A 25,838-nucleotide genomic window follows, 5' to 3' on the forward strand; every position below is an offset into this window, starting at 1 on the left:
TAGTCGCTATTTCAGGATTTAGCTTCATTAGGCGGAGTGTTCGGACTCAGGAGGCGTTATCTAGTCAGAAGACAGCGGTTTTTGCACACAAACAACTCAATAACGACTCTGGGGTCCGAATAACCTCATTTCTGTCTATTTCGAAGCCAATAAGGACATTTGAGTCCGATGGTAGGAGGTTGGTCGCTATTTGCAACAAAAAACCTGCCAAAAAATCAGCAGGTTTTTTGCATGGATGAGCAGAAATAAGTGCGATAACTATTCTAGATAAGTTCTTGGCGGCGATTTAAATAACGATATAAAACACAACCGGATATCGCGCATATAGCTGCACACAAACCGATAAAACCATACCCAGCTTGAAGACCACGTAGCAAGCCAGTTTGTGTTTCTGCTCCGTAAAGCCTCTTTACACCTTCGATTACTGCACCTATGGCATAGTTGCCAATCACGCTACCGACTCCCATTAGTGTAACTGTAAAGGTGATGGCAGTGTCACTGCCATGCGGATACCTTTTTGCGATAAACGCCATGACGGTCGGATAAATCATAGCGATACCTATGCCTGCTGCTGCGAATAGAAACGCGAGCTGTTCCCCACCCAAAATAGCAGCAAACGTACATAAGGCAGAGAAGGCTGAAAAGATGATAAGCGATAGATTGAAACCAATCTTATCTGTAACCGGCCCCAGCAAGAGCCTTGCTAGCGAGAAGCAGAGAAAAAAGGTGGACAACATACCAGAAGCTGTAACTGTATCCCACAAGTATGCTTTTTCCAAAAAATTCACTAGCCATCCACCTACTGCAAGCTCTGACACTACACCGAAAGAAAGAATAAGCACCATCAGCCATAAAGCGGGATCGCGGACCAACGTTTTTAAAGGGATCCGGTCCTCTTGCGGAAGATCATCACCCGGAAATGTACTGCGCAAGGCAGATAGAATAGGCAGTAAAGATAAGCTTAGCATAATCAGATACATTCCGCGCCAGTCGAGTGGATGGCCAAATATACTTACCGACATGAGTCCTGTTGCCAGCAGTGGAGCTAAGGTTGAACTAAATCCGTAGAAAAAATGGGATAAGTTCATCATCGTCCCGGTATTTTTTACGAAGATGCGTGCTCCCAAAATGGCAAGACCAATCTCCAGCATTCCGTTTCCGATGTACATCAGGAAATAAGAAGCTGAGAAGAAGGGATAGCTGTGGGAGATATAGATTAACACTCCTGAGAATATCATGGATGCAAAAGCAATGATACTGACAGCCTTGATCCCCCACTTCCGAACCAATACAGCTGTAAAGGAGCAGGCGATCAAATAACCTAATGCATTTAGGGATAAAAGGGTGCCGAGCTGTTTCTCGTCCAGATTAAAGTCGAATTGGATTCGCGGAATGGCAGGTCCTTTAATATTTTCCGATATGCCAAACACTATAAATCCTAAAAAGATGGTTGCCAATTGCATGGCGTAAATCTTGTTAAATCCCCCGAAGCGCTTTTTCAAATTGAGATCCTCCCAGAACGGATTACTTTATTGCTCAATGTCTCTGTAATACTCTTCTTTAAGTTTTTCCCAGTGTTGCTTATCGTCGTCGGTGATTGCTCTTAATACCTTGCATAGGTTCCCCACCGCAATTACATTGTCAGGGATATCCTTAGTCACGACTGAACCTGCACCGATGATTACATTGTTGCCGATTTTTACCCCAGGATTAATTACTGCGTTTCCACCAACCCACACGTTGTTTCCAATGGTAATCGGTGTACCGAATTCAAGCATACTAATACGCACGTCCGCATCTATGGGGTGACCAGCAGTATATACACCTACTCTAGGTCCAAAGAGAACATTGTTACCAATCGTTACTTTAGCTACATCAAGGATAATGCAGTCAAAATTAGCGTAGAAGTTATTGCCAACGGTAATATTACTGCCGTAATCACAACGGAAAGGAGGTTCAACATATAATGACTCTCCTGTAGACTCAAATAATTGCTTGAGTAGTTCTACTCTATATTCACCTTGTTCTTCCGTCGTATTGTTAAATAAACGAGTGAGCATTCTGGATCTTTTGTTATCCTTTGCTAATTCTTCACCGCCTGCCATATATAGCTTTCCTGCAATCATGTTTTCTTTGTTTGTTGCCATTCGTAGTTCCTCCTGAAGTGTATGTTAGTTTTATGTTTTACCGGCGCTTCTCAACCAGCTGCAACGAGTAGGTTAAGCTTTCCAGTGTGATCGCAATTAATCCGTTCATGTAATGATCATCAGGTTGATCCAGCACAATTAAGTGAGGCATACGCTCCTCTGGAATCACTTCCAGACAACGTTGATAAATCGGCCGCACATTCTCTTGTTTGACTTGCTCTCCTGTGAGAGCTATGGTCTCTGGATTAATAATTGCAATCAGGGACGATATAGTGTGAGCCGCCAAAGGGATGAAGGAATCCGTGTGGTCCAAGCTAATCAATTGCTGTTCACGCGAGATTCCAAACGGTAAAAAAGAGACTTCACCAGCAAATCTGGTATTACCTTTGTGGATATGCCCGTCGATCATCATCCCGGCGCCTGGAAAAGCTCCTTTGATAAAGGTCACCACGACAATAGTTTTATCCTCTTCATAATCCTGCTGTTTATAGAACCCGTAAACGGTCAGATTCATATCATTTTCAATCGTGACTTCAAGCTCGTATTTTTCTCTGAGTAGTGATTCTAAGGGAGCATTAATTAACTCTTTAATGTCACAGATATTAATGACACCTTGGTGAGCAAGGCCGGGAATCCCAATCCCTACTGCCTTGATGTTGTTATATTGTTGGATAAGCGTATCCAGCAGATGGTCGATGGCTGCAGCATCTACGTACTCTAATTCCATCCATCCATGATCCACACGATCACCAACTGAATTGGTCACCGCATAGGTTATGGATTTCTGGCCATCCTCAATTTTGGCATAGATACATGCAATATAGGAGAAATCAGCGTTATAGATAAATCGTCTGGCCGGTCGGCCTCCATTTGAAGCCTCCAGTTCAGTCTCAATGACTTCACCAGTCTCCAGAAGTTCATTCAGGATATTTCCGCAGGTAGCAATACTTAATCCGGTGGCACTTGCAATCGTGGATTTGGTTCCTTCCTTCATCGATTTCAAGGCCTGCTTGATAAGCTCCTGATTTATCTTTTTAACACGAATAGAATTGTTTGCGATTTGGTTTATTTTATTCACCTCTAGACTTTTGAAAATGGTTATTAAAAGTATTATCAATACTATAACTTGGCTCTATATAATTGTCTAGCAATCGACAGTTTTTTATTATGGATTTTTTTGAACGGACATGTGGCTTTTAATCAACCTGCGGTGTCTAATTAAATGTAAGGTCAAGAGGAGGTCCACCATTTACGAAGATTTTCACAAAAAGACCACTTGTAATGAGTGTACACTATGGAAATTAATAGAATCAATGTTATATAATTCACTAAGATACAAGCTAAAAATGTTCACTCACAATTTGAACCGGGGACATAATCTAGGGAAAATTTATATTCGGCCAGCCAGAACCTTCTGGTTGGTCTTTTTAATGTGATGCGTCTACTTCGTAGGCGATTTCGTTATATTTAGTAGATTGGTAGATTGGAGGGGAATTAAATCGGGGAGGACAAATGGGTCACAGAAGCGCAGCAGGGCAATGAGGCAGCGGTGGAATTATTAATTCGGCATACCTATAGTGATATTTATCGATTCATCAGATGGAAAATACATAATGACGAATTGGCCTGGGATCTTGCACAGACGGTGTATGAAAAAGCATGGGCCAAGCTTGACAGCTATCAAAATAAACAGGGGAGTTTCCGAGCTTGGTTGATGGCGATCGCGCGAAATGTCTGCATTGACTATTTTCGCAGCAAGGGTGCTCGGCAAGCAGAGTTGAATCAAAGCTTATCTGATGAAATCACAGTCGAAGGAGATTTTCTTGAAGGAATATTACTTCGTGAAGAGGTTAAGCAGGTATACGCCGCGATTTACTCACTGCCAGAGGAACAGAGGGATGCGCTCTTGTTAAGGTATAAATATGAATTTACGTTTACAGAAATAGCTGCCGTAACTGATGAACCTGAATCTACTGTGAAGTCAAGGGTAAGCCGATCGCTGATTAAATTACGTGATTTACTAAGGTATTCCAAGCAAGAGGACATATCCCAACCCCTAAAGAAAGGAGCAGGAAAATGAGGGTTAAACGTAACCATCAAGATTACCTCAATCTGAATTTACAGGATGAGATGACAGCAGAGTCTGTAGAGGAGATCGTGAATTATATCAGGTGCATTCCTGAACCGCCACGCCTTGACGGTTTTGCAGAAGAAGCCATGAGCAGGTGGAGAAAATCCAAGCGGGCTTTACCTGCGCCAGTACCACCCGTTCCTCTATTTGCACGGCAACAGCTGAGGATTCTTTTTTCACAGGGATGGTGGAAAGAGGTTGTGCTTGGTGTGATCTTGTTTGTAGTAGGATATTTGGTGCTGAGTGTTATGCAGATTGTTAGCCCTATGTTCATTCTGTCCATCGTGGGTTGTATTCCTTTACTGGTGGTCGTCTCTCATACGGCTCGGAATACGCTCTGTGGAATGGGAGAACTCGCACGTAGTTTTAGAATCCCGTTGCATCGGTATGTGCAAGCTCGGTTCCTTATGGCAGGGGTGATCTCACTACTGATTAACGTTAGTGTAACTGCTATGGTAACCCCGGTAGGGGGAACGGAGTTTATGCTGCGTATGACCCTGCTATGGTGCATCCCGATCCTAAACAATGCGGCGGTAGCGTTAGTATTATCCACGCTGATACGTAATTTTAGACAATTAACGACCGTACTCTTTATGTTGCCTCTCTTTTGGATGATTTTATTTTCCGGAGAATTTGCAGTGAGATGGACGATGTCGGTCGAGTTATTTTGGTTAATGGGACTGGGCGTTCTGTCGGCAGTGGTATTTAGCCTAGCCATGAGGTTTCAATCCAGAATATTGAGCAGGGGAGGGTTTCTGATTGGAGCTTAAACTATGTAATATTGTACATGATTTCGGCAAAAAGCGAATTTTAAATACGATCAACCTTTCTATGTCACCTGGTGTGTATGGTCTTCTAGGACCTAACGGAACAGGAAAAACGACATTGATGCGTATTGTTGCAGATATTCTGTATCCGACTCGTGGAAATGTACTTTTAGATGGACAAAACAAGGATGATATGGGGGATCAGTACCGGGCTCAGATAGGTTATTTACCGCAGGAACTGGGGATGTACAATCATTTTTCAGCTCGCGATTTCTTGTATTATGTTGCTGCCCTAAAGGGGTTGACCAAGAAGGAGGCGAGTGATCGTATAGAGGTTCTTGCTCAAATGGTTAATCTATCCGGAGAAATGGATAAAAAATGTGGTAAGTATTCCGGCGGAATGAAACGTAGACTCGGTATCGCTCAAGCATTGCTTAATAATCCGGGCATCCTCATTCTGGATGAGCCCACAGCAGGACTTGACCCCTCGGAACGCGTAAGATTTCGAAATTTAATTTCTGAAATATCAAATGAGCGCATCGTTATTTTGTCTACTCATATCGTTTCTGATGTTGATCATATAGCTAAACAGGTGCTACTGATGGGGCGAGGAGAGTTACTTCGTCAAGGAACAATTAAGGAGTTGACCAATGAATTGCAAGGAGAGGTTTGGGAGGCACATGTCCCCGGGCGGTTGCTGGCTCAAATCGAAGAGAATGGAACTGTAGTGAATGTGCAGCAGACAGATACTGGACTAGTGGTTCGGGTAGTCAGCAAGACTTTGCCAGTTGAGAATGCACTGATGGTGAATCCTTCATTAGAAGATGTATATATGCATTATTTTCGGAGGGGATGACACACATGAAACGTCTGGTGATGTTTGAATTACGTAAAATTATGATTCCCAGAGTCTGGATTTCTATAGCTGGAAGTATTGCATTAGCCATTTTTTGTTTTGTTAGTTTCTACCCATCCGGTACGGATAGTCTATTGGTTGTAAACAAGGAAAAGCCTGAAGCTATCGCCGCTCATCTAGGACCGATTCAACCAGATTTAGCTTTGAAATACGCACCTAGACTCAAAGAAGAATATGCTGAAGACAGCGCTTGGCCCAAAGAGGAGAAGATGAAACGAATTCTGGAGCAACACTATGCTGGTACAGCTTATATGGTAGATCAATTCAACAGAAATTTAACAGAGCTGAGAGAGCAGAAGGTTTTAATGGAGAGGCAAGAACCAGGATCTTATGCGCTAAGAGATGTTACTAAAAAGCTCTCCATGCTGGAGGAGGGAAAACCACGGGGGTTTTATGTAACTGAGGACTGGGACTTATTACATATATTTTTTTCGAGCTCGCCTGGCGTCGGGGATCTTTTGATCGGTCTTATTCTAGTATTTGCACTGGCCTCCCTGTTCTCCGGCGAGGAAAACTATAGAATGGATGCACTTATTCTATCTAGTAAATACGGAAGGTTGAAGATTGTTGCGGCAAAACTATTAGCTGGATTTATAGTTACGTTTAGCTGGGTTACTCTTTTTTACGGGATTTGCACATTGCTGGCCTGTTTACCGTTCGGCTTCGTGGGCTGGAATGCCCCGCTGAATAGTTACTTTTATTTTGATGAGACTCCATATGCCTTAACCCAGCTGCAGGGATTTGCCGTGAAATATGCTGTAACCTTGCTGGCTGCATGTGGTCTTTTGTTATTGACAGCGCTGATATCCGCTTTGTGTCGGAGTAGCTTAAGCAGTCTTGGACTGGCAGCATTCTTAGTTATTCTTCCCCTTTTCTCTTTGCCTGGAATGTTGGGCAAAATAATCTCTTTTTTGCCGTCAGGTGTAATGGTTAGCAGATCCTTAATCGAAAAATATGTATCCTATAACATTTTTGGCATCCCTATATTACATCTACCCTTGTCAATCCTTTCGGTGATAATTATAGGTATAATTGCTATAATGCTTATCCCCAAAGCTTTCGAACGTCGATTAAAGGTCTAAGTAGTAGGTAGGTTAAGATCGTTCCCGCTATGAAGGGGAGCGATCTTTTTTGGCTTTTCTTGTGAAAAAGGAGAGCAGTATATTTACGAATTAGACATTTCACCCGATAGTTAAGACAAAGGGGAATCACGATAAAGCTGGCAAAGAGAGCAGGAACCCCTTACCGATAAGAACGAAAGGGATTATTAAAATGAAGATAATGAAGCTATTGGTACTAGGTCTTATCTCAGGGACAATTGTGACATGCGGCAACGTGAGTTATAGAGTTCATGCTGACACGACAACGTACGAGAATACAGGGACATATGAAGAAGTGGACGAGGACGTTGAGGAGGATCCGGCATCTTCACTGTTCACTGACATTCAAGGTCACTGGTCCGAGCCTTGGGTGCGTTGGGCGTTGGACAACCAATTGATGGTTGGTTATGATGATGGGAGCTTTCGACCGGATCAGCCGATTACGGAAGCGGAATTTTTGAAATTATTTTATCTTTCTTTCGGCTATCCAAAGGCTACTAGCATAGGCGAAGAATGGACAGCAGCACCGTATAGAATGGCTAAGTGGTGGAATCATCCAGTTACTGGACTACAATATCCAGTGGCAAGATCGGCTCCAATCACTAGAATGGCCGCCGCAAGGTTAGTTGCATCTGGTCTAGGGATGAATTACAACGACACGGATTCCGTGGTTTATTTGCTGGGTAACTCTCTACTTCCACTTCCCGGAGAGCCAACTTTAGTAGGTTTCAGAGGAAATCTCCCGCTTACAAGAGCAGAGGCTATACAATGGATGAGAATGCTCAAGCTTAAGGGAATATATACTGTGAATTCTCGTCCAGAAGGACGATCGGATCGGAGTCACTTACCGTCATTACCGGAACAGGGTACAGGTTTGAAGGATTTTATAGCGGTTCCGGTAACTGATCGTGATTTCGGAATAGCGGATAGTGGACGTAATCTTTTTATAGATTTTGGGAGTTCAAGAATGTTAGTAGAGGAACATTACGGGGATTCAACAGGTCAAGATGTATTCAATAATGAAATGTATAAAGAAGTATCTGTACATTATGATACCGAAGGTCGGCTGAACGCTTGGAAAATAGACAAAGATAATGAGCGCATTGATCCAATCCACATAGGTACATTGAACAATATTCGACCTGGGATAAGTACATTGGAAGATGTGCTAAAGGCATACGGTACATACGTTGCAGTGGATAACGAATACGGGATTATAGTGAGTTACTGGTTTGAGAACAAGGGTGGAGTGTATGAGCCCCGATTGTCACCTTTTGAAATGGATAATATGGAGGGTGGGTTCTATATAGGCTTCATTATTGACAAACAATCTCTGAAAGTTCAAACCATACTCATTTCTACAGCTCAGCAGGCAATGAATCCTACGGATATATAGGAATTGTACTGGAACCTTATTCATTCTTTAAAATGTGACGGCATGTCTTTCTGAGGCAGCCGTCTTTTGTTTTATAATTTTTTTCACCTCATAAGCTAACATTCCGAGAACTTTATCGTTATACATACGAAGGGAGGTGCAGGATGAAGCCCGGGCAGCTACATCAGATACTTCAACCTAAAATGTTAGAAATTCAAAAATACTTGATTCGTCTCGGGGCACCTGCAGCCGACGCTGAAGATATCGTACAGGATACGGTGTATAAGGCTCTTTTGTATATTGATTCCATTGATGAGAACAAATTCAGTGCATGGTTATATAAAGTAGCGATCAATCGCTACTATGATCTGTGCCGCCGCCGCAAGCGGATAGTCATTCCTATTGACTATGTAGATGTGCCGGATATGGAATTGCCAGAGGATCATGTGCTGTTAAAAGAGAAACGGGAAGACATCGAAAGAGTGTTGGATGAGCTTCTACCGCTCCATAAACAACTCATTATTATGAAGTATGAGCTGGAGCTGTCCTATCAGGAGATAGCTGAGCTTCTGGGAATTACGACAGATACAGTCAAATCGGCATTGTTTCGTGCCCGCAAGCAATTTCAAAAAAAGTATAGAGGTGAAGCGGAATGACAGCTCCATGGGAACAAAAGGATGATCAGAACCTTTCAAAAGTAATTAAGAAGGCAAAACGAAAAACAATGATTCGAAACACAATCATTTCTCTAGTGGTGACGGTTATAGTATTATTCGGCGGGATGCTGGGTAACACCCATCTGACAAGCTGGTTGGCGATGCGTGGTTTGGATGAAGAGAGGATCATGATGAAGATTAGCAGTCCTAACCTTCAGGAGTTGAGAACTGAGCTTGATTTAGGGTTTCTATCGGGTAAAGTTGAACTGAGCACTTACAAAGTTGTTGAGGGTGTGCCCATCGTATGGGATACTAAAAAACTGTATTTCGATATGGGCAGCCGGTTTTCTCTGCTTAATAGGGGATACTCTAGTATAAATGTTCCTGACCCGGTAATGACACAGCAAAATTATGAATACTACCGAGGATATAACAGTCAAAATGGTCAGCGGGAAATGATGTTTTATGTGCCTGGAGTGAATTATAACGAAAAAGTGCTGAATGACCTGCCTTCACTCGAACAAATGGAACCTGGCAAGCTCGTAGAAATGGCTGTTTCTTTTGATAAAAGCTACACTCAGGTAGAGGTAGAGAAGATGCTGCCGGCGGGTTTGACACAGACTTGGTATTGGGTAGATACGTATGACAATAAAAAGAACCTTGAGTTTATTAGGAATGACAGCAGCCCGAATAAATATGCCTTACCGGAATCTGCTAGACAAGTATATGGCTACGGTGGGGAATGGGAAGGGTTATTTAAGCCGAAACCAGAGGATTTTTTACAATCCTTAACCTATGGGCTTCAGATGAAGGGCAAGCATTACGGAGAGTTTGAGCGAATCTCGAATTACTTGAAAAAGGATAAAGCGGCGCCGGACGCCAGTGATGTACAGCTATTGGGAGTTGTCGTTACTGGAACTGCGAAAGAGCTCCAAAGCCTCAAAGGAAAACCCTATGTAAATACGGCAGTTCTCGGCGCGATTGTGGATAAATATTAGATCAATATAGTAAAAATGCTGGAGGGGTTATTCTATATGTGGATTTTCTACGAAAAGAGACGATCTCTCCTTCATTTTCAAAAATGCAAGGGTCAAAAGAGCAGCGATTCATCCTCCTATTGGATCTTCGCTGCTCTGCGTTTTTGATTATCCGCGATCTGCTTCAGTAGTAGATTGAAGGCAAGGCAAAGCCTGCTGACCTCAAGTGGTAATTTGTCTATGACGTGATCGCAGAAATCGCTGATATCTCCGGTTGTTTTTAGTTAACCAAATCCGTATTCCGACTCTATAATTAGGGAATTTCTCCCTATAATTCTTAGATATTTGGTCATCTAACTTATAATTAGGGAAAACCTCCCTGTGATTTACCTGATTTGGTGAAAAATAAAGGAATTACCTCGATTTTTAGGGAGAAATTCCCTCATAATGCTCTTTTTTAGCGAATTTCGGCTATTTTTCGGGAGTTTTTCCCCAATTACACTAAAGCGTACATCATACATCGCACACCGCACACCGCACATCGCACGCCGCACATATCCCATGGGTTAAAGTAACAATCCATCCATTGTATAGCCTATTTATAAAAAAGAAGCTGCCCTATAAGTAGAATTCTCTACTTTTTGGACAGCTTCTTTTTTCATCAGTCACAATCTGCTCAAGCTAAGTCCATTTCGCGGACCACAGCTTCATTTCCTTCAAAATTTGATGTAAATCCTCACCTTTGGGAGTAAGCGAATATTCTACCGTAACAGGAACAGTCGGAAATACGTGACGTTCAAGCACACCATGCTCCTCCAGATGGCGCAACGTAGTGGTTAGTGCGCGGGGAGAAACATTAGTGATTTTTCGTTGCAGTGCCCCAAAACGCTGCGTGCCGTCGAATAGCTCTCTGAGGACAAGAAAGGCCCATTTTCCACCTAATACTTCAAGTGTTTTTTCAACATTACATTCAATAGTAACAGGGGTTTTGGGGATATAATTATTAGTAGATTTAGCTGTCTTCAAGGTATCTCCTCCTGTTTGTGAAGCTACTATACTCTAGTATAGTAACTACACTAGAGATCATATAATAAACTAATTTTCACTTCTTTCTATTATATACAAACTATTCTAGAATGAATATGAGTGCTAAGCAACCTGCCAAAATCAAACACGGAACTATGGAGAGGAGCAGTTATTATGAAATATCGCAGATTAGGTGGAACCGGTTTAAAAGTCAGTGAGATTAGTTTGGGAAGCTGGCTGACATACGGAGGCTATGTGGAAAGAGATAATGCTGTTAATGCCATTGAAACCGCTTACGACTTAGGCGTAAATTTTTTTGATACTGCAAATGTTTATGAAAAAGGTGCTGCCGAGAAAGTACTAGGTGAGACTTTACGTAACTACTCTCGTGAGTCCTATGTATTAGCTACTAAAGTATACGGGGAAATGGGCTCGGGACCTAACGACCGTGGACTATCCCGCAAACATATCACGGAACAGTGTCATGCTAGCTTGAAACGTCTCGGAGTAGAATACGTGGATATTATGTATTGCCACCGTTTTGATCCGGAAACTCCAATTGAAGAGACCTTACGTGCGCTAGATGATCTGGTTCGGCAAGGCAAGGTATATTATGTCGGTGTTAGTGAGTGGACGGCGGCGCAAATGACCGATGCGTTAGCTGTAGCAGACCGCTATTTGCTAGATCATATTGTTGTTAATCAGCCGATTTATAATATGTTTAACCGTTATATTGAGAAAGAGATTATTCCGCTTGGCGAGCGCCGTGGGATTGGACAGGTAGTATTTTCTCCACTGGCTCAAGGGCTGTTAACTGGAAAGTATAACACGGACATCCCTGAGGATAGCCGTGCTGCTAAGCTGGATCGATTAAAAGATTCGATTACAGAAGAAAAGATTGAAAAAGTCCGCCAATTGAGTGGGATCGCCACGGAGCTGAATATTTCTGTTGGGAATTTGGCTTTGGCTTGGATTTTGCGTCAACCTAATGTAGCTAGTGCGCTGGTGGGTGCCAGCCGTCCGCAGCAGGTCGAAGAGAATGTTAAGGCTTCAGGTATTGAGCTTTCGGAAGAGATTTTGAAGCAGATTGAGGAGATTCTGGAGTAGTTGTTAGCTTCATAAAAAAGGAGACACACTCATGGCGAAAGTAGTTGTTACAGGCGGCAGTGGGATGTTGGGCAGATGGGTGGTCCGGCATTTTGTAGAGCAAGGGTATGAGGTTGTGAATGTAGATACGCAAAAATCCGCAGATTCTTTGTGCCCAACGATGATTGCTGATTTGAATAATTTGGGTGAAGTATATGGTGTACTTGCAGGCGCTGATGCAGTTGTACATTTGGCTGCGATCCCAGCTGCAAATATAAAGACGAGTGAGGTCACCTTTCAAAATAATGTAGTATCTACCTATAACATTTTGGAGGCTGCAGCGGGTCTCGGGATTCGGAAAGCAGTGATTGCTTCCAGTGAATCCTCTTACGGAATCTGTTTTGCGGTTAATCCTTTGGGGCCGAAGTATGTGCCTATGGATGAGGAGCATCCACAGTTACCTGAAGACAGCTACGGTCTGTCTAAGGTTGTGAATGAGCAAACCGCTGAGATGTTCTATCGCAGAAAGGGTATACAGGTCGTTTCCCTACGAATCGGAAATGTTATTGATCCATCGGCGTATGAACGTTTCCCTTCCTTCATTCATGATCCAGCGCAGCGCGATCGGATTCTATGGAGTTATATAGATACACGGGATGTAGCAACAGCTTGCCAATTGGCAATCGAAACGGATGGATTGGGAGCGGTTGCTCTTAATATATGTGCAGATGAGACCAGCATGGCTGTTCCTAGCAGAGAGCTAATGGCCGCACGTTATCCAGAGGTGACGGATTTCCGCCAGCCACTGGAGGGTCACGAGTCGCTACTCAGTAATGAGAAGGCCAAAAAGCTGCTAAATTGGCAGCCGAAGCACGTATGGCGAAATTTTGTTAACCAGTAAATAACGAGCGGATTCACTATAAGGAGCGTGCAAAATGAAGGTCTTATTTATCGGAGGTACGGGATTAATTAGTCAGGCTGTATCCCCGTTGGCTGTAGATCAAGGAATCGAGCTGTATTTGTTCAACAGAGGACAGCGGGATGAATTCGTTCCAGAAGGTGCAAAAGTAATTAAAGGAGACATTCGTAATCCGGCAGAAGCCGCATTAGTATTACGAGATTACGAATTTGATGTAGTGGTAGACTGGATTGCTTTTACACCGGAACATGTGCAGGCAGACATTGACCTGTTCACAGGTAAAACGAAGCAGTACATTTTTATCAGCTCAGCCTCTGCTTATCAGAAACCGCAGCGTAATTATGTAATCACAGAAGAGACACCGCTGGAGAATCCTTATTGGGAGTATTCGAGGAATAAAATTGCGTGTGAGCAGCTGTTGATGGAAGCTTACAAGGCGAACGGATTCCCGGTTACGATTGTTCGTCCTTCCCATACCTATGGAAATACAGCCATCCCTGCGGCACTCACAAGTGGCCAGCATCCTTGGTCACTGATCGATCGTATCCGCCGCGGCTTACCTTTAGTCATACATGGAGATGGAACCTCTTTGTGGACACTGACACATAATTCGGATTTTGCCAAAGGTTTCGTTGGATTGCTTGGACATCCGGAAGCGATAGGCGAGGCCATTCATATAACTTCCGACGAGGTATTAAATTGGAACCAGATCTATGCGGCCATCGGACAAGCGGCAGGTGTGGAACCTAAAGTGGTGCATATCTCCACAGACTTTATCACAGCCTTTTCCCCTCCAGGGACAGCGGATGGCTTGATCGGTGATCAAGCGGTAAGCAGTGTTTTTGATAATAGCAAAATCAAACGTTTCGTGCCTGACTTCCAGGCTACTGTGCCTTTCTCCGAAGGGATCAAGCAGTCGGTTGCTTGGTTCGAGGCTCATCCTGAGCAATGTACGGTCGATGCGGAATGGTCTGCGTTACTTGATAAGTTGATCGAGAGACATGGAATTGAGGCCAAACCTCTTTCATTCTACGCATAAGGTTTATACAGTTATATTTAAAGACGGTCTGTTCCTAAGGGAGCAGCCGTTTTTTTGGGTTTGTCTCGTTCAATGTAAGGTTATGGAATGAATCAGCAAATCATGAATATACTCTCACTACCTAAAATTCCGTTGAAAAAGGAGTCCTGGCCATGCCAACCCATCCCTTTGTCTCGCGTTTTTTCGTAAATTCAGATGCACGTCGTGAGAAGTTAATTTATGATCTGCCGGAATCATGGTGGAGCCGTCCCTTTGAATATGAGTGGTGTATTAACTTTATTTCTCCGCATGGTGTTGTGCTGGATGCAGCCTGTGGGATTCCTCATCCCTTGAAGTTTTATTTGGCAGGGGTTTGTGCAGAGGTCTATGCCTGCGATATGGACAGTAGGGTTATTTACCCAAAAGCTATCCAAGAATGTATTGAGAGTGAGATTGGGGAAAAAGCGGCGAAGCAGGTTATCGCTAGAAGAACAAACAACCTGCATTTCGCTCAAGCTAATCTGACGGATCTGCCTTATGAGGATGAAAGCTTTGACACTGTTTTTTGCATATCGGTATTGGAGCATTTGAGCTTTGAGGATACGGTCGGTACTTTACGGGAATTTCACCGGACGTTGAACGAAGAAGGATTATTGGTATTGACATTTGATTATCCAACGGTAAATCTGAGTCTTATGAATGACCTGCTGCTACAAACTGGATTTCAGTATTGGGGGGAGACAGATTTTGAATTGCCTGCGGATGCTGTGCATACGGATGCATGGGGTGGATTAAATTGTTTTAGAGCCGTTCTGAAAAAAGCAAAGGAATAACAGGTCTTTCTACTCTTAATTTAGTAACCTCTTTCCAGTATGCTAGGATCATAGCTAACAAAAGATGAGAGGAGGCTGTATTTTTTGAGATTAGGATCGAAGGTTTTGCGTAGAATAGCATTCATTACACTTATGTTATCACTAATAGTTCCTGTGACATCTGCTTCCAGTGCAGCTTCACTATCTTCAGATCCTATAAAGCTTGCTTTTGCGGGTGATATCCTTTTGGACGGTTTTGTTGGCGATCAGATTGCTAAATATGGGGTGAATTTTCCGTTTGTAAAGGTCGCACCTACGCTGCAAAAGGCTGACATCGCCTTCGCCAATCTGGAGACGCCTGTGTCTATCCGAGGGAAAGCGGCAGAGAAAACCTTTGCCTTCAGATCCAAACCAGCAACGTTGGGCGGCTTAACCTATGCAGGGATTGATGGAGTGTCCTTGGCGAATAATCATATTTTGGATTATGGAAAAGACGCTATGCTCGACACGCTGATCCATTTGGATCGAAACAAGATTGGCCATACAGGCGCTGGCAAAGATGAAGACGAAGCGTTCAAGCCTTATACTAAGACGGTAAAAGGGAAAAAGATCGCCATCCTTGGTGTTAGCCGTGTGCTTTCAAATCCTTCATGGTATGCCGGCAAAAACAAACCGGGAGCCGCTTCAGCTTACACCTTGCAGCCTATGCTTAGCGCCATTCAGAAGATGTCCAAGGAGAATGATTACACGATCGTATATATTCACTGGAATGAAGAGTTTAAGGATTTCCCTGAAAAGTACGCTCGCACACTAGCTAAACAGATGATTGATAGCGGGGCGGATTTAATCCTTGGCGCACACAGTCACTGCCTTATGGGCATCGAATACTATAAGCACAAGCCCATTTATTATTCACTTGGGAATTTTGTGTTTAATCGCTCCACACGTGGTGGGGAAAAAACACTTAATTCTATGCTATTGAACGTTGAGATTAAGGACTCCAAGATGACCAGCAAGATTACCCCTGTCAAAATCATTGGCGGACAGCCCAATTTTATGGATGATTCCTACAATAGGAAAACGATTAAGCTCCTGAACACCCTATCTTTTAATGCCAACATAGATGCTAACGGCAGGGTCACGGAGAAAGAGCTTTAATAAATACAAACTCTGATTAGCTATTCACGGATCGCGCTCGATCTCGTTAGAATGCGAAATGTGTGGAGTACTTATGGAGTAACTGTGGAGTCCGTATGGGGTGGGATGAAGTACGTATGATGTACGTATGATGTGGCGTATGGAGTACCAATGGAGTGCCTATAAAGTATCACCGTTGTGTTTGTGAAATAACTGTATTCTCTACACCTATTTTTATATGTAAAACGGACCATTTTGTTTTTAAGTGTATTCTCTACAACTAAAAACTAGAGAATCGACCTAGAGGGCAATATATCAACAGAATAGTTGTACGAAATACAGCTATATCCATCGGCCGAGCGAGTTGCAGAGTTATAGTTGTACAAAATACAGTTAAACTACTAGTTAGTGTTGGAATGTCTGCATCAAAAGCTGACCGCAGCAGTATGCAGAGAGTATTGGAACGTCTGCATCAAAAGCTGACCGCAGCAGTATGCAGAGTATTGGAACGTTTGCATCAAAAGCTGACCGCAGCAGTATGTAGAGTATTGGAACGTCTGCATCAAAAGCTGACCGCAGCAGTATGCAAAGTATTGGAATGTCTGCAAAAAGGGGGAGATCCATATGGATCTCCCCCTTTTTATGCAGAAGCTAAGTTTGGAATTAGATAATCAGCCCTTCACCGCCCCCGCAACAACACCCTTAACGATATACTTTTGCAAGAAGATGAATACCACGATTGATGGCAGCACCGCCATGACCATAGCTGTCATCGCATATTGCCAATCTGAGGTATATTGGCCCACGAAGGTGTAGGCAGCCAGTGTCAGCGTTTTGGTATCTGGGGAGCCGTTGACCATGAGCAGCGGGAGCAGGAAGTCATTCCAGATCCACATTACGTCGATAATGACAATGGTTGTTGTGACTGATTTCAGGAGTGGGAAGATGACACTGAAGAACAGGCGGAAGCCGGATGCTCCATCAATCGTGGCACTCTCATCAATTTCAACCGGAATACCCTTGACGAATCCATGGTAGATAAACACTGCGAGTGGAGCACCGAAACCCCAATATAACAACCCAAGTCCCCAAGTACTCTCAGAGAGATTTAAAGTCTTAGCCGTTTGCAGAACGGTCAGCATGATCGATTGGAACGGAATCAGCATCGGCATAATGCAGAGGAAATAAATAACCCCGCTCAGTCTGGATTTCGTCCGTGCCAGCTTGTAGGCTGCTATGGATGAAATGAACACAATACCCAGAAGACCTACACCGGTAATGACAAAGTTGTTCAGGAACAGCTTCGGATAGTTGATAAACTTCCACACGTAGGAATAGTTGCCGAAGACCAGATGTTTCGGCAGGGCGATGACATCCGTCATGACTTCGCTAAAGCTTTTTAACGAGTTGATAATCGTCAGAAATAGCGGATATAGAAATAGAAGAGAGAGGATGACCATAACAACCTCTAGAATAATTCGGCCTGCTTTGCGGTTTTTATTCATTATGCCTCAACCTCTCTTCGTTTGAAGAATGCTAACTGGAGAATGGTTACCACCAAGACGGCTAGGAACAGGATAAGCGCTTTCGCTGTACCGTATCCATACAGATTGTTCTGGAAGGTATCCCGGTAGATATCGTAAGCGATACTGTAGGTAGTTCCGCCAGGTCCGCCCCCGGTTAATGACAGGATGACATCGAACACCTTGATCGAATTGGTCAGTGCCATGAACACAGAAATCGTAATGGATGGAGCGAGCAGCGGCAGTGTAATACTGAAGAATTTTCTCATGGGACCAGCGCCGTCAACTGTGGCTGCTTCTTTGAGATCCTCAGGTACAGATTGCAGACCGGCAATATAAATGACCAGATAAAAACCAATCGACTGCCAGATGGAGACGGCCAGTATGGAGACGAAAGCAAGTCCCGGCGTCCCTAGCCAGCTTAGACCAAATATGGACCAGCCTGTACTTTCTCCGAGTGAGTTGAAACCTTGCATAAAGATAAATTTCCAGATAAAACCGACAATGACAAGACTGAGGATATAAGGAATAAAGAAAGCGGCTCTCAGCCAAGGGGTGCTCTTCAGCTTCATGTCCAGAACCAGTGCGAGCAGAATGGCCAGCACGTTAACGAGAACAATGTACAGAATCGCATACTTTATGGTGAACCAGGCTGAATTGGCGAAGTTGGTGTCGCCCATAAAGATTTGTTTGAAATTATCTAGTCCGACAAACTTAGGGTGTTTCGAAATTCCGTTCCATTTGGTCATCGAATAGCGGATAGTCATGGCAAACGGAATGTAGAATGCTACAGCGATACAGATGAGGACTGGGAGAGTGAATAATCCGAATTCTGTTTTCTCGCGCCATCTTTTGCCGAGTGATTTTAACATGGATGCACCTCTTCTTGATTTGTTGGGTGGTAATATCGACTAGGCTTGCCACACATAACCATTCCGGTTAGTCTATATTGTGTATTATAGAGCAGTACCCTATACTCAAAAATGGATTTAAGAGTACAGTTAGGGGTAAAAAGGTGAACTGAATATTTATAATTAAGCCTGTAAATCGTGGGGGAGGTTGCCGGTTATTATTAAAAAGTGGATCATAAAGCGGTTTGAACCCGTGCTGGAGCTTGTCTCACGCAGGTTGGCGAACAAGCTTATTTTGCTGTTTACAATCATCATTATTTTGGTGGTGACCTCACTGACGTTCATTTCATACGGCATGCTGCGAAAAGAATCGGTGGATAACAGCATCGCCAGTACGAGCAACAATCTGTTGCTTGTCGGTCGGAATCTGGAGAGTTATTTGGACGGCATCGAGCAATTATCCCTGCCGCAAATATCTTATGACGAGATCACCTATGCGATTTTGCATGAATCGGAGGATTATGCCTCGAAGATGTATGTGGAGGACTACTTGAAGAACCTTTACTTCTCCCGCAATGATCTGGAAGCTATCTACCTGTATGTGATCAAGGAGCACAAGTATTATTATGTCACCAAAGAGAACTACAATATTACCGTGCGGGTCGCCGAGCATCCGTCGATTGAGAATCTTTCCTGGTATAAAAAAGCGCTGGCCAGCCCGTTTAACCGTTCTTACCAGTCTTTTGTAAAAAACCAATCCTCGATGATCAATAGCTCCGACTACCCCATAAATAAGGATAAAAGCTTCATGGGCTACCATCGATTGCTGCGCTCCATAGTCTCCAGGGAACCGCAGGCGGTGCTCTCCCTTTATTTCAACTCCTCGGTTACGGACGAGATTATGAAGGATATTCCCTTCAGTAAAGGGCAGCACCTAATGTACGTCAGTCCCGATAATGAACCTTTTGTGGTGGATGACCCCGGGTTTTATCAACAGAGTGAACAAGCGGGACTGCTTAAGGAGCTGACACCAGCCTCAGGAGGACGCGTGACGTGGTCGGATAAAGAAGAGAAGTATCTAGTGATTTATGACATCAGCAAAAAAGAAGGCTGGAAGCTGATTAAGCCGATTCCCTACAAAGAAATTTATGAAGCGGCCACGACAACACGCAAATTGAACTATTTCATAGGACTGTTATTTTTAATCGTTTCGGTCATCTTGGTCAGCTTTATTTCGAACAAAATAACAAACCCGCTAAAGAATCTGTCGCTGCAGATGAAACGGTTCAGTACAGGCAGCTTTGACGCTGAAGCACAGGTTGAAGGAAAGGATGAAATTGCCTATCTGTCTCGCCACTTCAATAAGATGGTGGAAAAGACGAATGAGCTGATCAATGAACGGTACAAAATGAAAATTGTCGAGAAAAATGCTGTACTCAAAGCACTGGAAGCTGAGATCAATCCGCATTTCTTATATAATGCCCTGCAAGCCATTTCCACCAAGGCGCTGAAAAACAACAATGATGATATTGTTGATATGGTCGATAATCTTGCTATGACGCTGAGATACTGCATTAGCGGTAAAGATGTGGTCCATGCCAGAGAGGAATTAAAGCATATTGAACGTTATTTAGCGCTGCAGAAGGCCCGTTTCGGAAACAGAATGCAGGTGGCCTACCAGTGGGAAGACCCTTTGCTGGAGCTGGAAATTCCGAAGCTGTCCATTCAGACCTTGGTAGAAAATTGCATCAAACATGCGCTGGAAAAAGTATCCACAACGATCACAATTACCATTGAAGCGCATGTGACGCCTAGCCATACTGTTATTTCAGTGACGGATGATGGGCCGGGGTTTAGCGGGGAGCGGCTGGAGCAAGTGAGAAGTTCTCTTCAAATCCAGTGGGAAGATCAGGGCGGAGAGAACGCTGCTGAAAGTGACACGGAAAGCATCGGACTGAAAAATTTGAACACGCGGCTGAAGCTTTTGTATGGTGAGGCTGCGGGTTTGGCCATTACCAGTGATGCTGGCGGAACAAAGATGGACATGCGGTTACCGCGGGGAGGGATTAACCATGTATAAAGTACTGATTATAGATGATGAGGAACCGTTGCGTGAGGCGATCAACATCCTGGGAGACTGGAAAGGACTAGGTGTCGATCAGGTACTGGAGGCTACGGATGGAAGTATGGGCCTAGCCATGCTGCGGGAGCAAAAGATCGATCTCGTATTGGTCGACATGAAGATGCCGGAGCTGAACGGAAGTGAGCTGCTGCAGATCGTGGAGAAGGAGTTCCCGGAACTGCTGACGATTGTAATCAGCGGCTACAATGATTTTGAATATACCCGCCAGGCTATCCGTTCTAAGGTAGTTGATTATTTATTAAAGCCGGTCAACCGGAGGGATTTGAATGCGGCCTTACGTAAAGCTATCGATGTGCTGGAGGCTAAACGCAAGAAAGAAAGCGAGTTCATCAACAGGAACATTACGCTCAACATGTCTCTGCCGAAGCTAAAGGAGAAAATCTATCTGTCGATCATTGAGCGGAGCTTCAAAAATCAGTCCAACGAGGCTTTTCTGCCGTTGATCGGCGCCGATACAGCTGGGAATTATTTTGCTGCGGGTGTACTGCGGGTGCTCAATTTGGAACAAGTGCGTCGTAATCGCTTCCATGAGGACCGGGATTTGCTGCATTTTGCCGTCACAAATGTGATTAATGAGAATAGCGATGAGCATTTTCAGGCTTTCAGCTTCGCCAGCCATAAGGGAGAACGCGAGTTTATCGCCATCTTCACGATGAAAGGCGGCTATGAGGAGGACGCAACTTTCCGCTCTTTACATCATATGAAGAAGTTAGTCTCGACGCTGAAAGAGCTATTCGGAATTGTTGTTGCCGGAGGAATCGGACAGCCCTATGGTGACATCATGGCGCTTGCTCAATCCTATGAGACTGCCAAAGCCTCTCTCGACGGGATTGACCTCCTGACGCTGAAGGGAGCGATTGTCACAAATAGCAGCAACGATACTTCCCAGGGGAAAGATAATCCTTCCTTGACAGGGCGCATGCCCTTGATTCGCAACGCACTGGAGAGCGGGAATATCAATCATGCCAAAAGTATTTTAAGCGAATTCACGAAGAAATGGGAGGCTTCCGGACGTTTTAATCTGGGCGAGGCTGACCGGCAGATAGAGGAGTTTATTATTTTGCTGAACGATATTGCCACGGAGCTGGATGCGATCCCCGAACGTATTCGCGGCGGTAAAGATAAAGGATTGCGTGGGCTAGGCATCGGGAGCGATTTTGCTTCCTTTGGCGAATTTGAGCGGGTGCTGAGCGGAATTCTAGATTGCTATGGCAATGAAATCAGCAAAAGCCTTGCTGGCAATCGCCCCAGCGTACTGGAAAATATTAAAGCATACATTGATAATCACTATTTTGAGAATATTAAAATATCGATGTTCACGGATAAATATTTCCTGAGCAGAGAATACTTGATGAAACTTTTTAAAGGGCAATATGGTTATGGCATACATGAGTATGTACAAAAGGTAAGAATGGACAAGGCAAAGGAGCTGCTATCCACCCCCGACTTGAAAATCCAAGACATTTCCGAGATGTTGGGGTACAAGGACAAAAATTATTTCAGCAAGGCGTTCCGGAATTATTATGACTGTTCACCTTCTGAATATCGGGTTCTGCTATTGAACGGGGAGGAGTGAAGCGGTTACATGAACACACTTTTTTACCCTAATAAGTTCACTTATGTACATTCTTATCCTTTTTCTTTTTCTTTAGAATTGTCTCAAGACCACTAGATGCATGAGGAAAAGGGGGCAACATCATGTTAAAAAGATTTATGGCTTTATCTGCGAGTCTGCTGCTCGTCGGCGGATTACTGGCGGGCTGCGGCGGAAACAACAATGCCGCTAACAATAGCGGAACAGGGAATACTCCTGCCACAGATTCTGGCAAGCCGGTCACGATTAATATGTTCACCGCATCACCCGAGTACACTGATGCTTTTAACGCTTATATTGCCGAGTACAAGAAAGTTAAACCGAATGTGACGATTAATCTGGAGATTATGCAGGCTGACTACAATACGGTGCTCAAATCGAAGATTGCTGCGGGAAGTACACCTGACGTATTCCAGACCACAGCGGGCGGAGATATTGATACTTTTGCGGAGTATAGTGCTGACCTAACTAATGAGCCACTGGCTGCGGCGATGACCGATGCAGTGCGTTCTAACATGAGTTCTTCGGACGGTAAAGTGCTCGGTCTTCCGGTAAAAGGAAATCTATTCGTCCTGATGTACAATAAGAAACTGTTGGCTGACGCTGGGATTACAGAAGTTCCTAAGACAACAGCCCAAATGGACGATGCGATTACTAAGCTTGAAGCTAAAGGCATTACTCCTTTTGCCAACGCTTATAAAGAGTGGTGGGTATGGAAACACATCTTCCAACACTTCGTAGATGCGGCAGCCCAAGATGCAGGTACGGATGCTAAGACACTAGTAAATGATTTTATTGCCGGAAAAACTACGATCAAGGATCACCCGGTGCTGTACAATAACTTCTTCAGCTTCGTTGATACTACTGTTAAACATGGCACAGATAAACCGCTTGAACGGGACAGCAATGCTGAAGTCAGCGACTTTGCATCCGGCAAAACAGCGTTCATGACGGGTAAAGGCGCATGGGATGAAGAAGCCATTAAGAAAATTACACCGGACTTCGACCTGGGTATTATGGGTTACCCAGTCAGCGACAAGGCTGAACAGTCCCAGATCATTACTGGTGCGGATCAAGCCCTGCGTATCAATAAGGATTCTGCTGTAGCTGCTGAGACTATTGAATTCTTCAACTGGCTGTATACTTCTGAATACGGTAAGAACTGGTTCTCTACAGTAGCTAAGGTTATTCCTCCAATTAAGGATGCTCCTATGCCTGACCTGCAAATGCCAAAAGAAATGGAAGAAATCCTCAAAACAGAGAAATCCGGCGACCTGTCCGTGAACTACTCTCTGGATACCTTCCACCAAAAATTTGGTGAGCTCATGCAGGCTTACATCGGCGGCAGCAAAACTAAGGATCAAGCCATCGATGAAATTCAAAAAGCTTGGATTCAATTCGGATCGGCAGAATAATTAGGTTCAGATCAGGGGCGGGCTCCAAGGTAAGATTCACTTACTGGAGAACCGTCCCTTTTTTACATGTTATATAATCATAAGAAGATACTGAGACAAAGTCAGGAGGTACATTATTGTGAATAGCAAAATGATTGAAATCATTGAAAATGGACTATATCTTACGATTGAAGTTACGGAAGATCAGGATGTTCGGCTGTTGCATTTTGGAGCGGCACCTTTGGAAGCAGCCATAGCGGATAAGAACAAGCAAGGCTTCCGGCTGCTGGAGCTGCAATTATCGGGCGAAGACCGCGCCGAATATCACGGGCGCACACACCGAGCATCCTATCCGGGTCTTCGGATGGTATATGCGGGGCACAGCGATACAGTGAATGCGCTCGGACGTAAACTGGAGTTTAGCTTGGCTGATCCGATTTCGGGAATCCAGGCAATGCAGCATTTTCAGTTCTACAAGGGTGTGCAAATCGTTCGAAGCTGGACAGTGCTAAAGAATGCTGGAGAAGCTGAGGTGGCAGTGGAATACATCTCCTCCTTTGCTCTTACAGGTGTAGACAAAGAGGGGGGCGGGGAGCGCAATGATAAGATTGAAGTAACCCTTGCTCACAGCGGATGGCAGAGTGAACTTCAGTGGCGTACCTACCGCCTGCCTGAGCTTGGGATGTATCATTTGGCAGACCGTGGCTCCAAACGAATTGCCGCAAGCAATACAGGCTCTTGGTCAGCAGCGGAACTTCTGCCGATGGCAGTTTTGCATAATAAGGAGAGCGGGACAAGCCTGTTCTGGCAGATTGAGCATAACGGCTCTTGGCATTGGGAGCTGACGGATCAATACGATCAGCTTACACTGCTGGTCAGCGGACCTACAGAACATGACAACCATTGGTGGCTGAAGCTAGCTCCCGGTGAAGAGTTTACCTCGGTGCTGGTAGCCGTGGGTGCTGTGCAGGGAGGATTCCAGGGCGCGGCTGAACAGCTTACGTCATATCGCCGGATGATCCGCAGACCTAATGAGGATAATGAGCTGTTGCGGATTATTTTTAATGACTATATGAATTGCCTATGGGGAAGCCCAACGACTGAGAAGCTACTGCCTTTAATTGATGCTGCCGCAGAAGTAGGTTGTGAATATTTCTGTATTGATGCTGGCTGGTATGCACCCGGAGAGTGGTGGGATGGTGTAGGCCAGTGGGAGCCTTCCAGCGAACGGTTTCCGGAAGGAATTAAATATGTGCTCGACTATATCCGCAGCAAAGGGATGATTCCCGGACTATGGCTTGAGCTGGAGGTTATGGGCATCAACAGCCCGAAGCTTGCGGAGACTGATGACAGCTGGTTTTTCATGCGGCATGGTAAAAGGGTTAAGGACCGTAGCCGCTATCAGCTAGATTACCGCAACCCGAAAGTCATTGATCATGCAAACGGTGTTATTGCGCGTCTGGTTGAGCAGTACGGTGTAGGATACATTAAAATGGATTACAACATCAATGCAGGCATTGGGACAGAAACGAATGCGGACAGCTTCGGAGATGGGCTGCTACAGCATAACCGCGCTTATCTGGCTTGGTTGGACAGTATCTTTGTTCGTTATCCGAAGCTTGTTATCGAGAACTGTTCCAGCGGGGGAATGCGCATGGATTATGCGATGCTTAGCCGACACAGCATCCAGTCTACTAGCGACCAGGAGGATTATGTACAGTATGCGGCCATTGCTGCAGGTTCTCCGGCAGCACTGACACCGGAGCAGTCCGCAGTTTGGTCTTATCCGCTGCGCGAGGGGGACGATGAGGAAGTCATCTTCAATATGGTTAATGCGCTGTTGCTTCGTGTACACCAGAGCGGTCATTTGGCGGAGCTTGAACCCCACCGCAGAAGTCTAGTTAAAGAAGCGCTGGATTATTACAAAACCATTCGCAGTGATATCCCACACGCCACACCTTTCTGGCCACTCGGCCTGCCGGACAGTGAGGGCGAATGGGTCAGCCTTGGCCTGCGGCGCGGCGAACGACGGTATGTCGCGGTATGGCGGATTGCCGGAGAAGCTGCGAATGTCCAATTGCCGATGGTAGAGCTGAAGGGACTTGATCCGGCGATCACCTGTGCCTATCCTCAGCAGCATAGCTCAACCTGGAATTGGGATAAATCGGCAGGGGTTTTGACGGTGGCGCTCCCACCAGGAAAAACAGCGAGATTGTTTGAGATTACTTCGTAAAGCTTGCGGCGGGCCTGCTCTCCTTCAATCTGA

23 protein-coding genes are annotated in these 25,838 nt (G+C 44.6%); 17 read left to right on the forward strand and 6 right to left on the reverse strand.

Annotated features, from left to right (window positions below; all coding sequences use genetic code 11):
* Window positions 1–263 precede the first annotated feature (263 nt).
* From MHB56_RS23240 to MHB56_RS23250, 3 genes are all read right to left on the reverse strand, one after another.
* Window positions 264–1,463, reverse strand: a complete 1,200-nt coding sequence (locus MHB56_RS23240; RefSeq protein WP_076104606.1) for an MFS transporter — start codon at window positions 1,461–1,463, stop codon at window positions 264–266.
* A 66-nt stretch (window positions 1,464–1,529) separates the two neighbouring features.
* Complete coding sequence (locus MHB56_RS23245; protein ID WP_341144054.1) at window positions 1,530–2,147, reverse strand: sugar O-acetyltransferase; 618 nt, start codon at window positions 2,145–2,147, stop codon at window positions 1,530–1,532.
* A gap of 37 nt (window positions 2,148–2,184) precedes the next feature.
* Window positions 2,185–3,141 (reverse strand): ROK family protein, encoded by a 957-nt coding sequence (locus tag MHB56_RS23250; RefSeq protein WP_341144055.1) that lies wholly within the window; start codon window positions 3,139–3,141, stop codon window positions 2,185–2,187.
* Window positions 3,142–3,696: 555 nt separating this feature from the next.
* Here MHB56_RS23250 and MHB56_RS23255 point away from each other — a divergent pair.
* The 7 genes from MHB56_RS23255 (at window position 3,697) to MHB56_RS23285 (ending at window position 10,090) form a co-directional block, all read left to right on the forward strand.
* Window positions 3,697–4,227 (forward strand): RNA polymerase sigma factor, encoded by a 531-nt coding sequence (locus tag MHB56_RS23255; RefSeq protein WP_076219050.1) that lies wholly within the window; start codon window positions 3,697–3,699, stop codon window positions 4,225–4,227.
* Window positions 4,224–5,048, forward strand: coding sequence for a hypothetical protein (locus MHB56_RS23260; RefSeq protein ID WP_076278560.1), 825 nt, complete (start codon window positions 4,224–4,226; stop codon window positions 5,046–5,048). The genes MHB56_RS23255 and MHB56_RS23260 overlap by 4 nt, the downstream gene beginning before the upstream one ends.
* On the forward strand, window positions 5,038–5,901 hold the full coding sequence (locus MHB56_RS23265; RefSeq protein WP_076187118.1) for an ABC transporter ATP-binding protein: 864 nt from the start codon (window positions 5,038–5,040) through the stop codon (window positions 5,899–5,901). The genes MHB56_RS23260 and MHB56_RS23265 overlap by 11 nt, the downstream gene beginning before the upstream one ends.
* 5 nt (window positions 5,902–5,906) lie before the next feature.
* Complete coding sequence (locus tag MHB56_RS23270) at window positions 5,907–7,043, forward strand: ABC transporter permease subunit (RefSeq protein WP_076305664.1); 1,137 nt, start codon at window positions 5,907–5,909, stop codon at window positions 7,041–7,043.
* A 190-nt stretch (window positions 7,044–7,233) separates the two neighbouring features.
* Window positions 7,234–8,457 carry an S-layer homology domain-containing protein gene (locus tag MHB56_RS23275; RefSeq protein WP_341144056.1) on the forward strand — a complete coding sequence of 408 codons (1,224 nt, stop codon included), beginning with the start codon at window positions 7,234–7,236 and terminating at the stop codon, window positions 8,455–8,457.
* 143 nt (window positions 8,458–8,600) lie between these two features.
* On the forward strand, window positions 8,601–9,092 hold the full coding sequence (locus MHB56_RS23280; protein ID WP_036684055.1) for an RNA polymerase sigma factor: 492 nt from the start codon (window positions 8,601–8,603) through the stop codon (window positions 9,090–9,092).
* The gene (locus tag MHB56_RS23285; protein WP_341144057.1) at window positions 9,089–10,090 is read left to right on the forward strand and encodes an anti sigma factor C-terminal domain-containing protein; all 1,002 of its coding nucleotides are present in this window, start codon (window positions 9,089–9,091) and stop codon (window positions 10,088–10,090) included. Before MHB56_RS23280 ends, MHB56_RS23285 begins: the two co-directional genes overlap by 4 nt.
* Window positions 10,091–10,750: 660 nt before the next feature.
* Here MHB56_RS23285 and MHB56_RS23290 read toward each other — a convergent pair.
* Window positions 10,751–11,095, reverse strand: coding sequence for a winged helix-turn-helix transcriptional regulator (locus tag MHB56_RS23290; RefSeq protein WP_036684053.1), 345 nt, complete (start codon window positions 11,093–11,095; stop codon window positions 10,751–10,753).
* Between the two features lie 174 nt (window positions 11,096–11,269).
* Here MHB56_RS23290 and MHB56_RS23295 point away from each other — a divergent pair, with 174 nt between their 5' ends.
* From MHB56_RS23295 to MHB56_RS23320, 6 genes are all read left to right on the forward strand, one after another.
* A complete protein-coding gene (locus MHB56_RS23295; protein ID WP_038569620.1) occupies window positions 11,270–12,202 on the forward strand; it encodes an aldo/keto reductase family protein in 933 nt (310 codons plus the stop codon).
* A 31-nt stretch (window positions 12,203–12,233) separates the two neighbouring features.
* On the forward strand, window positions 12,234–13,082 hold the full coding sequence (locus MHB56_RS23300) for an NAD-dependent epimerase/dehydratase family protein (protein WP_339172697.1): 849 nt from the start codon (window positions 12,234–12,236) through the stop codon (window positions 13,080–13,082).
* A 34-nt stretch (window positions 13,083–13,116) separates the two neighbouring features.
* On the forward strand, window positions 13,117–14,139 hold the full coding sequence (locus MHB56_RS23305; protein WP_076191108.1) for an SDR family oxidoreductase: 1,023 nt from the start codon (window positions 13,117–13,119) through the stop codon (window positions 14,137–14,139).
* A gap of 152 nt (window positions 14,140–14,291) precedes the next feature.
* Window positions 14,292–14,951 (forward strand): class I SAM-dependent methyltransferase, encoded by a 660-nt coding sequence (locus MHB56_RS23310; RefSeq protein ID WP_076187130.1) that lies wholly within the window; start codon window positions 14,292–14,294, stop codon window positions 14,949–14,951.
* Between the two features lie 132 nt (window positions 14,952–15,083).
* Complete coding sequence (locus MHB56_RS23315) at window positions 15,084–16,088, forward strand: CapA family protein (protein WP_445667761.1); 1,005 nt, start codon at window positions 15,084–15,086, stop codon at window positions 16,086–16,088.
* A gap of 395 nt (window positions 16,089–16,483) precedes the next feature.
* Window positions 16,484–16,738, forward strand: a complete 255-nt coding sequence (locus tag MHB56_RS23320; RefSeq protein ID WP_341144059.1) for a hypothetical protein — start codon at window positions 16,484–16,486, stop codon at window positions 16,736–16,738.
* Here MHB56_RS23320 and MHB56_RS23325 read toward each other — a convergent pair whose 3' ends face one another.
* On the reverse strand, window positions 16,739–17,572 hold the full coding sequence (locus MHB56_RS23325) for a carbohydrate ABC transporter permease (protein ID WP_341144060.1): 834 nt from the start codon (window positions 17,570–17,572) through the stop codon (window positions 16,739–16,741).
* Entirely contained in the window at window positions 17,572–18,462 is an 891-nt protein-coding gene (locus MHB56_RS23330; protein WP_036684044.1) for a carbohydrate ABC transporter permease, read from the reverse strand. Before MHB56_RS23330 ends, MHB56_RS23325 begins: the two co-directional genes overlap by 1 nt.
* Window positions 18,463–18,658: 196 nt before the next feature.
* On the opposite strand from MHB56_RS23330, the gene MHB56_RS23335 reads away from it, so the two are divergent.
* The 4 genes from MHB56_RS23335 (at window position 18,659) to MHB56_RS23350 (ending at window position 25,805) form a co-directional block, all read left to right on the forward strand.
* Window positions 18,659–20,521 carry a sensor histidine kinase gene (locus tag MHB56_RS23335; RefSeq protein ID WP_340398174.1) on the forward strand — a complete coding sequence of 621 codons (1,863 nt, stop codon included), beginning with the start codon at window positions 18,659–18,661 and terminating at the stop codon, window positions 20,519–20,521.
* The gene (locus tag MHB56_RS23340; protein WP_341144061.1) at window positions 20,514–22,160 is read left to right on the forward strand and encodes a response regulator; all 1,647 of its coding nucleotides are present in this window, start codon (window positions 20,514–20,516) and stop codon (window positions 22,158–22,160) included. The genes MHB56_RS23335 and MHB56_RS23340 overlap by 8 nt, the downstream gene beginning before the upstream one ends.
* A 122-nt stretch (window positions 22,161–22,282) precedes the next feature.
* Complete coding sequence (locus MHB56_RS23345) at window positions 22,283–23,593, forward strand: ABC transporter substrate-binding protein (protein ID WP_076124844.1); 1,311 nt, start codon at window positions 22,283–22,285, stop codon at window positions 23,591–23,593.
* A gap of 130 nt (window positions 23,594–23,723) precedes the next feature.
* The gene (locus MHB56_RS23350; RefSeq protein WP_312150883.1) at window positions 23,724–25,805 is read left to right on the forward strand and encodes a glycoside hydrolase family 36 protein; all 2,082 of its coding nucleotides are present in this window, start codon (window positions 23,724–23,726) and stop codon (window positions 25,803–25,805) included.
* Window positions 25,806–25,838: the final 33 nt, after the last annotated feature.

Source organism: Paenibacillus sp. FSL H8-0315 (assembly GCF_038005365.1).
Classification (GTDB): domain Bacteria; phylum Bacillota; class Bacilli; order Paenibacillales; family Paenibacillaceae; genus Paenibacillus_AQ; species Paenibacillus_AQ odorifer.

Bases quoted from the DNA above. Each gene is read 5' to 3' on its own strand.
- MHB56_RS23305 (WP_076191108.1), top strand. From the start codon at position 13,117: ATGAAGGTCTTATTTATCGGAGGTACGGGATTAATTAGTCAGGCTGTA.
- MHB56_RS23240 (WP_076104606.1), bottom strand. From the start codon at position 1,463: ATGCAATTGGCAACCATCTTTTTAGGATTTATAGTGTTTGGCATATCG.
- MHB56_RS23285 (WP_341144057.1), top strand. From the start codon at position 9,089: ATGACAGCTCCATGGGAACAAAAGGATGATCAGAACCTTTCAAAAGTA.
- MHB56_RS23300 (WP_339172697.1), top strand. From the start codon at position 12,234: ATGGCGAAAGTAGTTGTTACAGGCGGCAGTGGGATGTTGGGCAGATGG.
- MHB56_RS23280 (WP_036684055.1), top strand. From the start codon at position 8,601: ATGAAGCCCGGGCAGCTACATCAGATACTTCAACCTAAAATGTTAGAA.
- MHB56_RS23250 (WP_341144055.1), bottom strand. From the start codon at position 3,141: ATGAAGGAAGGAACCAAATCCACGATTGCAAGTGCCACCGGATTAAGT.
- MHB56_RS23270 (WP_076305664.1), top strand. From the start codon at position 5,907: ATGAAACGTCTGGTGATGTTTGAATTACGTAAAATTATGATTCCCAGA.
- MHB56_RS23330 (WP_036684044.1), bottom strand. From the start codon at position 18,462: ATGTTAAAATCACTCGGCAAAAGATGGCGCGAGAAAACAGAATTCGGA.
- MHB56_RS23310 (WP_076187130.1), top strand. From the start codon at position 14,292: ATGCCAACCCATCCCTTTGTCTCGCGTTTTTTCGTAAATTCAGATGCA.
- MHB56_RS23245 (WP_341144054.1), bottom strand. From the start codon at position 2,147: ATGGCAACAAACAAAGAAAACATGATTGCAGGAAAGCTATATATGGCA.
- MHB56_RS23325 (WP_341144060.1), bottom strand. From the start codon at position 17,572: ATGAATAAAAACCGCAAAGCAGGCCGAATTATTCTAGAGGTTGTTATG.
- MHB56_RS23260 (WP_076278560.1), top strand. From the start codon at position 4,224: ATGAGGGTTAAACGTAACCATCAAGATTACCTCAATCTGAATTTACAG.
- MHB56_RS23295 (WP_038569620.1), top strand. From the start codon at position 11,270: ATGAAATATCGCAGATTAGGTGGAACCGGTTTAAAAGTCAGTGAGATT.
- MHB56_RS23350 (WP_312150883.1), top strand. From the start codon at position 23,724: ATGATTGAAATCATTGAAAATGGACTATATCTTACGATTGAAGTTACG.
- MHB56_RS23340 (WP_341144061.1), top strand. From the start codon at position 20,514: ATGTATAAAGTACTGATTATAGATGATGAGGAACCGTTGCGTGAGGCG.
- MHB56_RS23275 (WP_341144056.1), top strand. From the start codon at position 7,234: ATGAAGATAATGAAGCTATTGGTACTAGGTCTTATCTCAGGGACAATT.
- MHB56_RS23345 (WP_076124844.1), top strand. From the start codon at position 22,283: ATGTTAAAAAGATTTATGGCTTTATCTGCGAGTCTGCTGCTCGTCGGC.
- MHB56_RS23320 (WP_341144059.1), top strand. From the start codon at position 16,484: ATGTCTGCATCAAAAGCTGACCGCAGCAGTATGCAGAGAGTATTGGAA.
- MHB56_RS23315 (WP_445667761.1), top strand. From the start codon at position 15,084: ATGTTATCACTAATAGTTCCTGTGACATCTGCTTCCAGTGCAGCTTCA.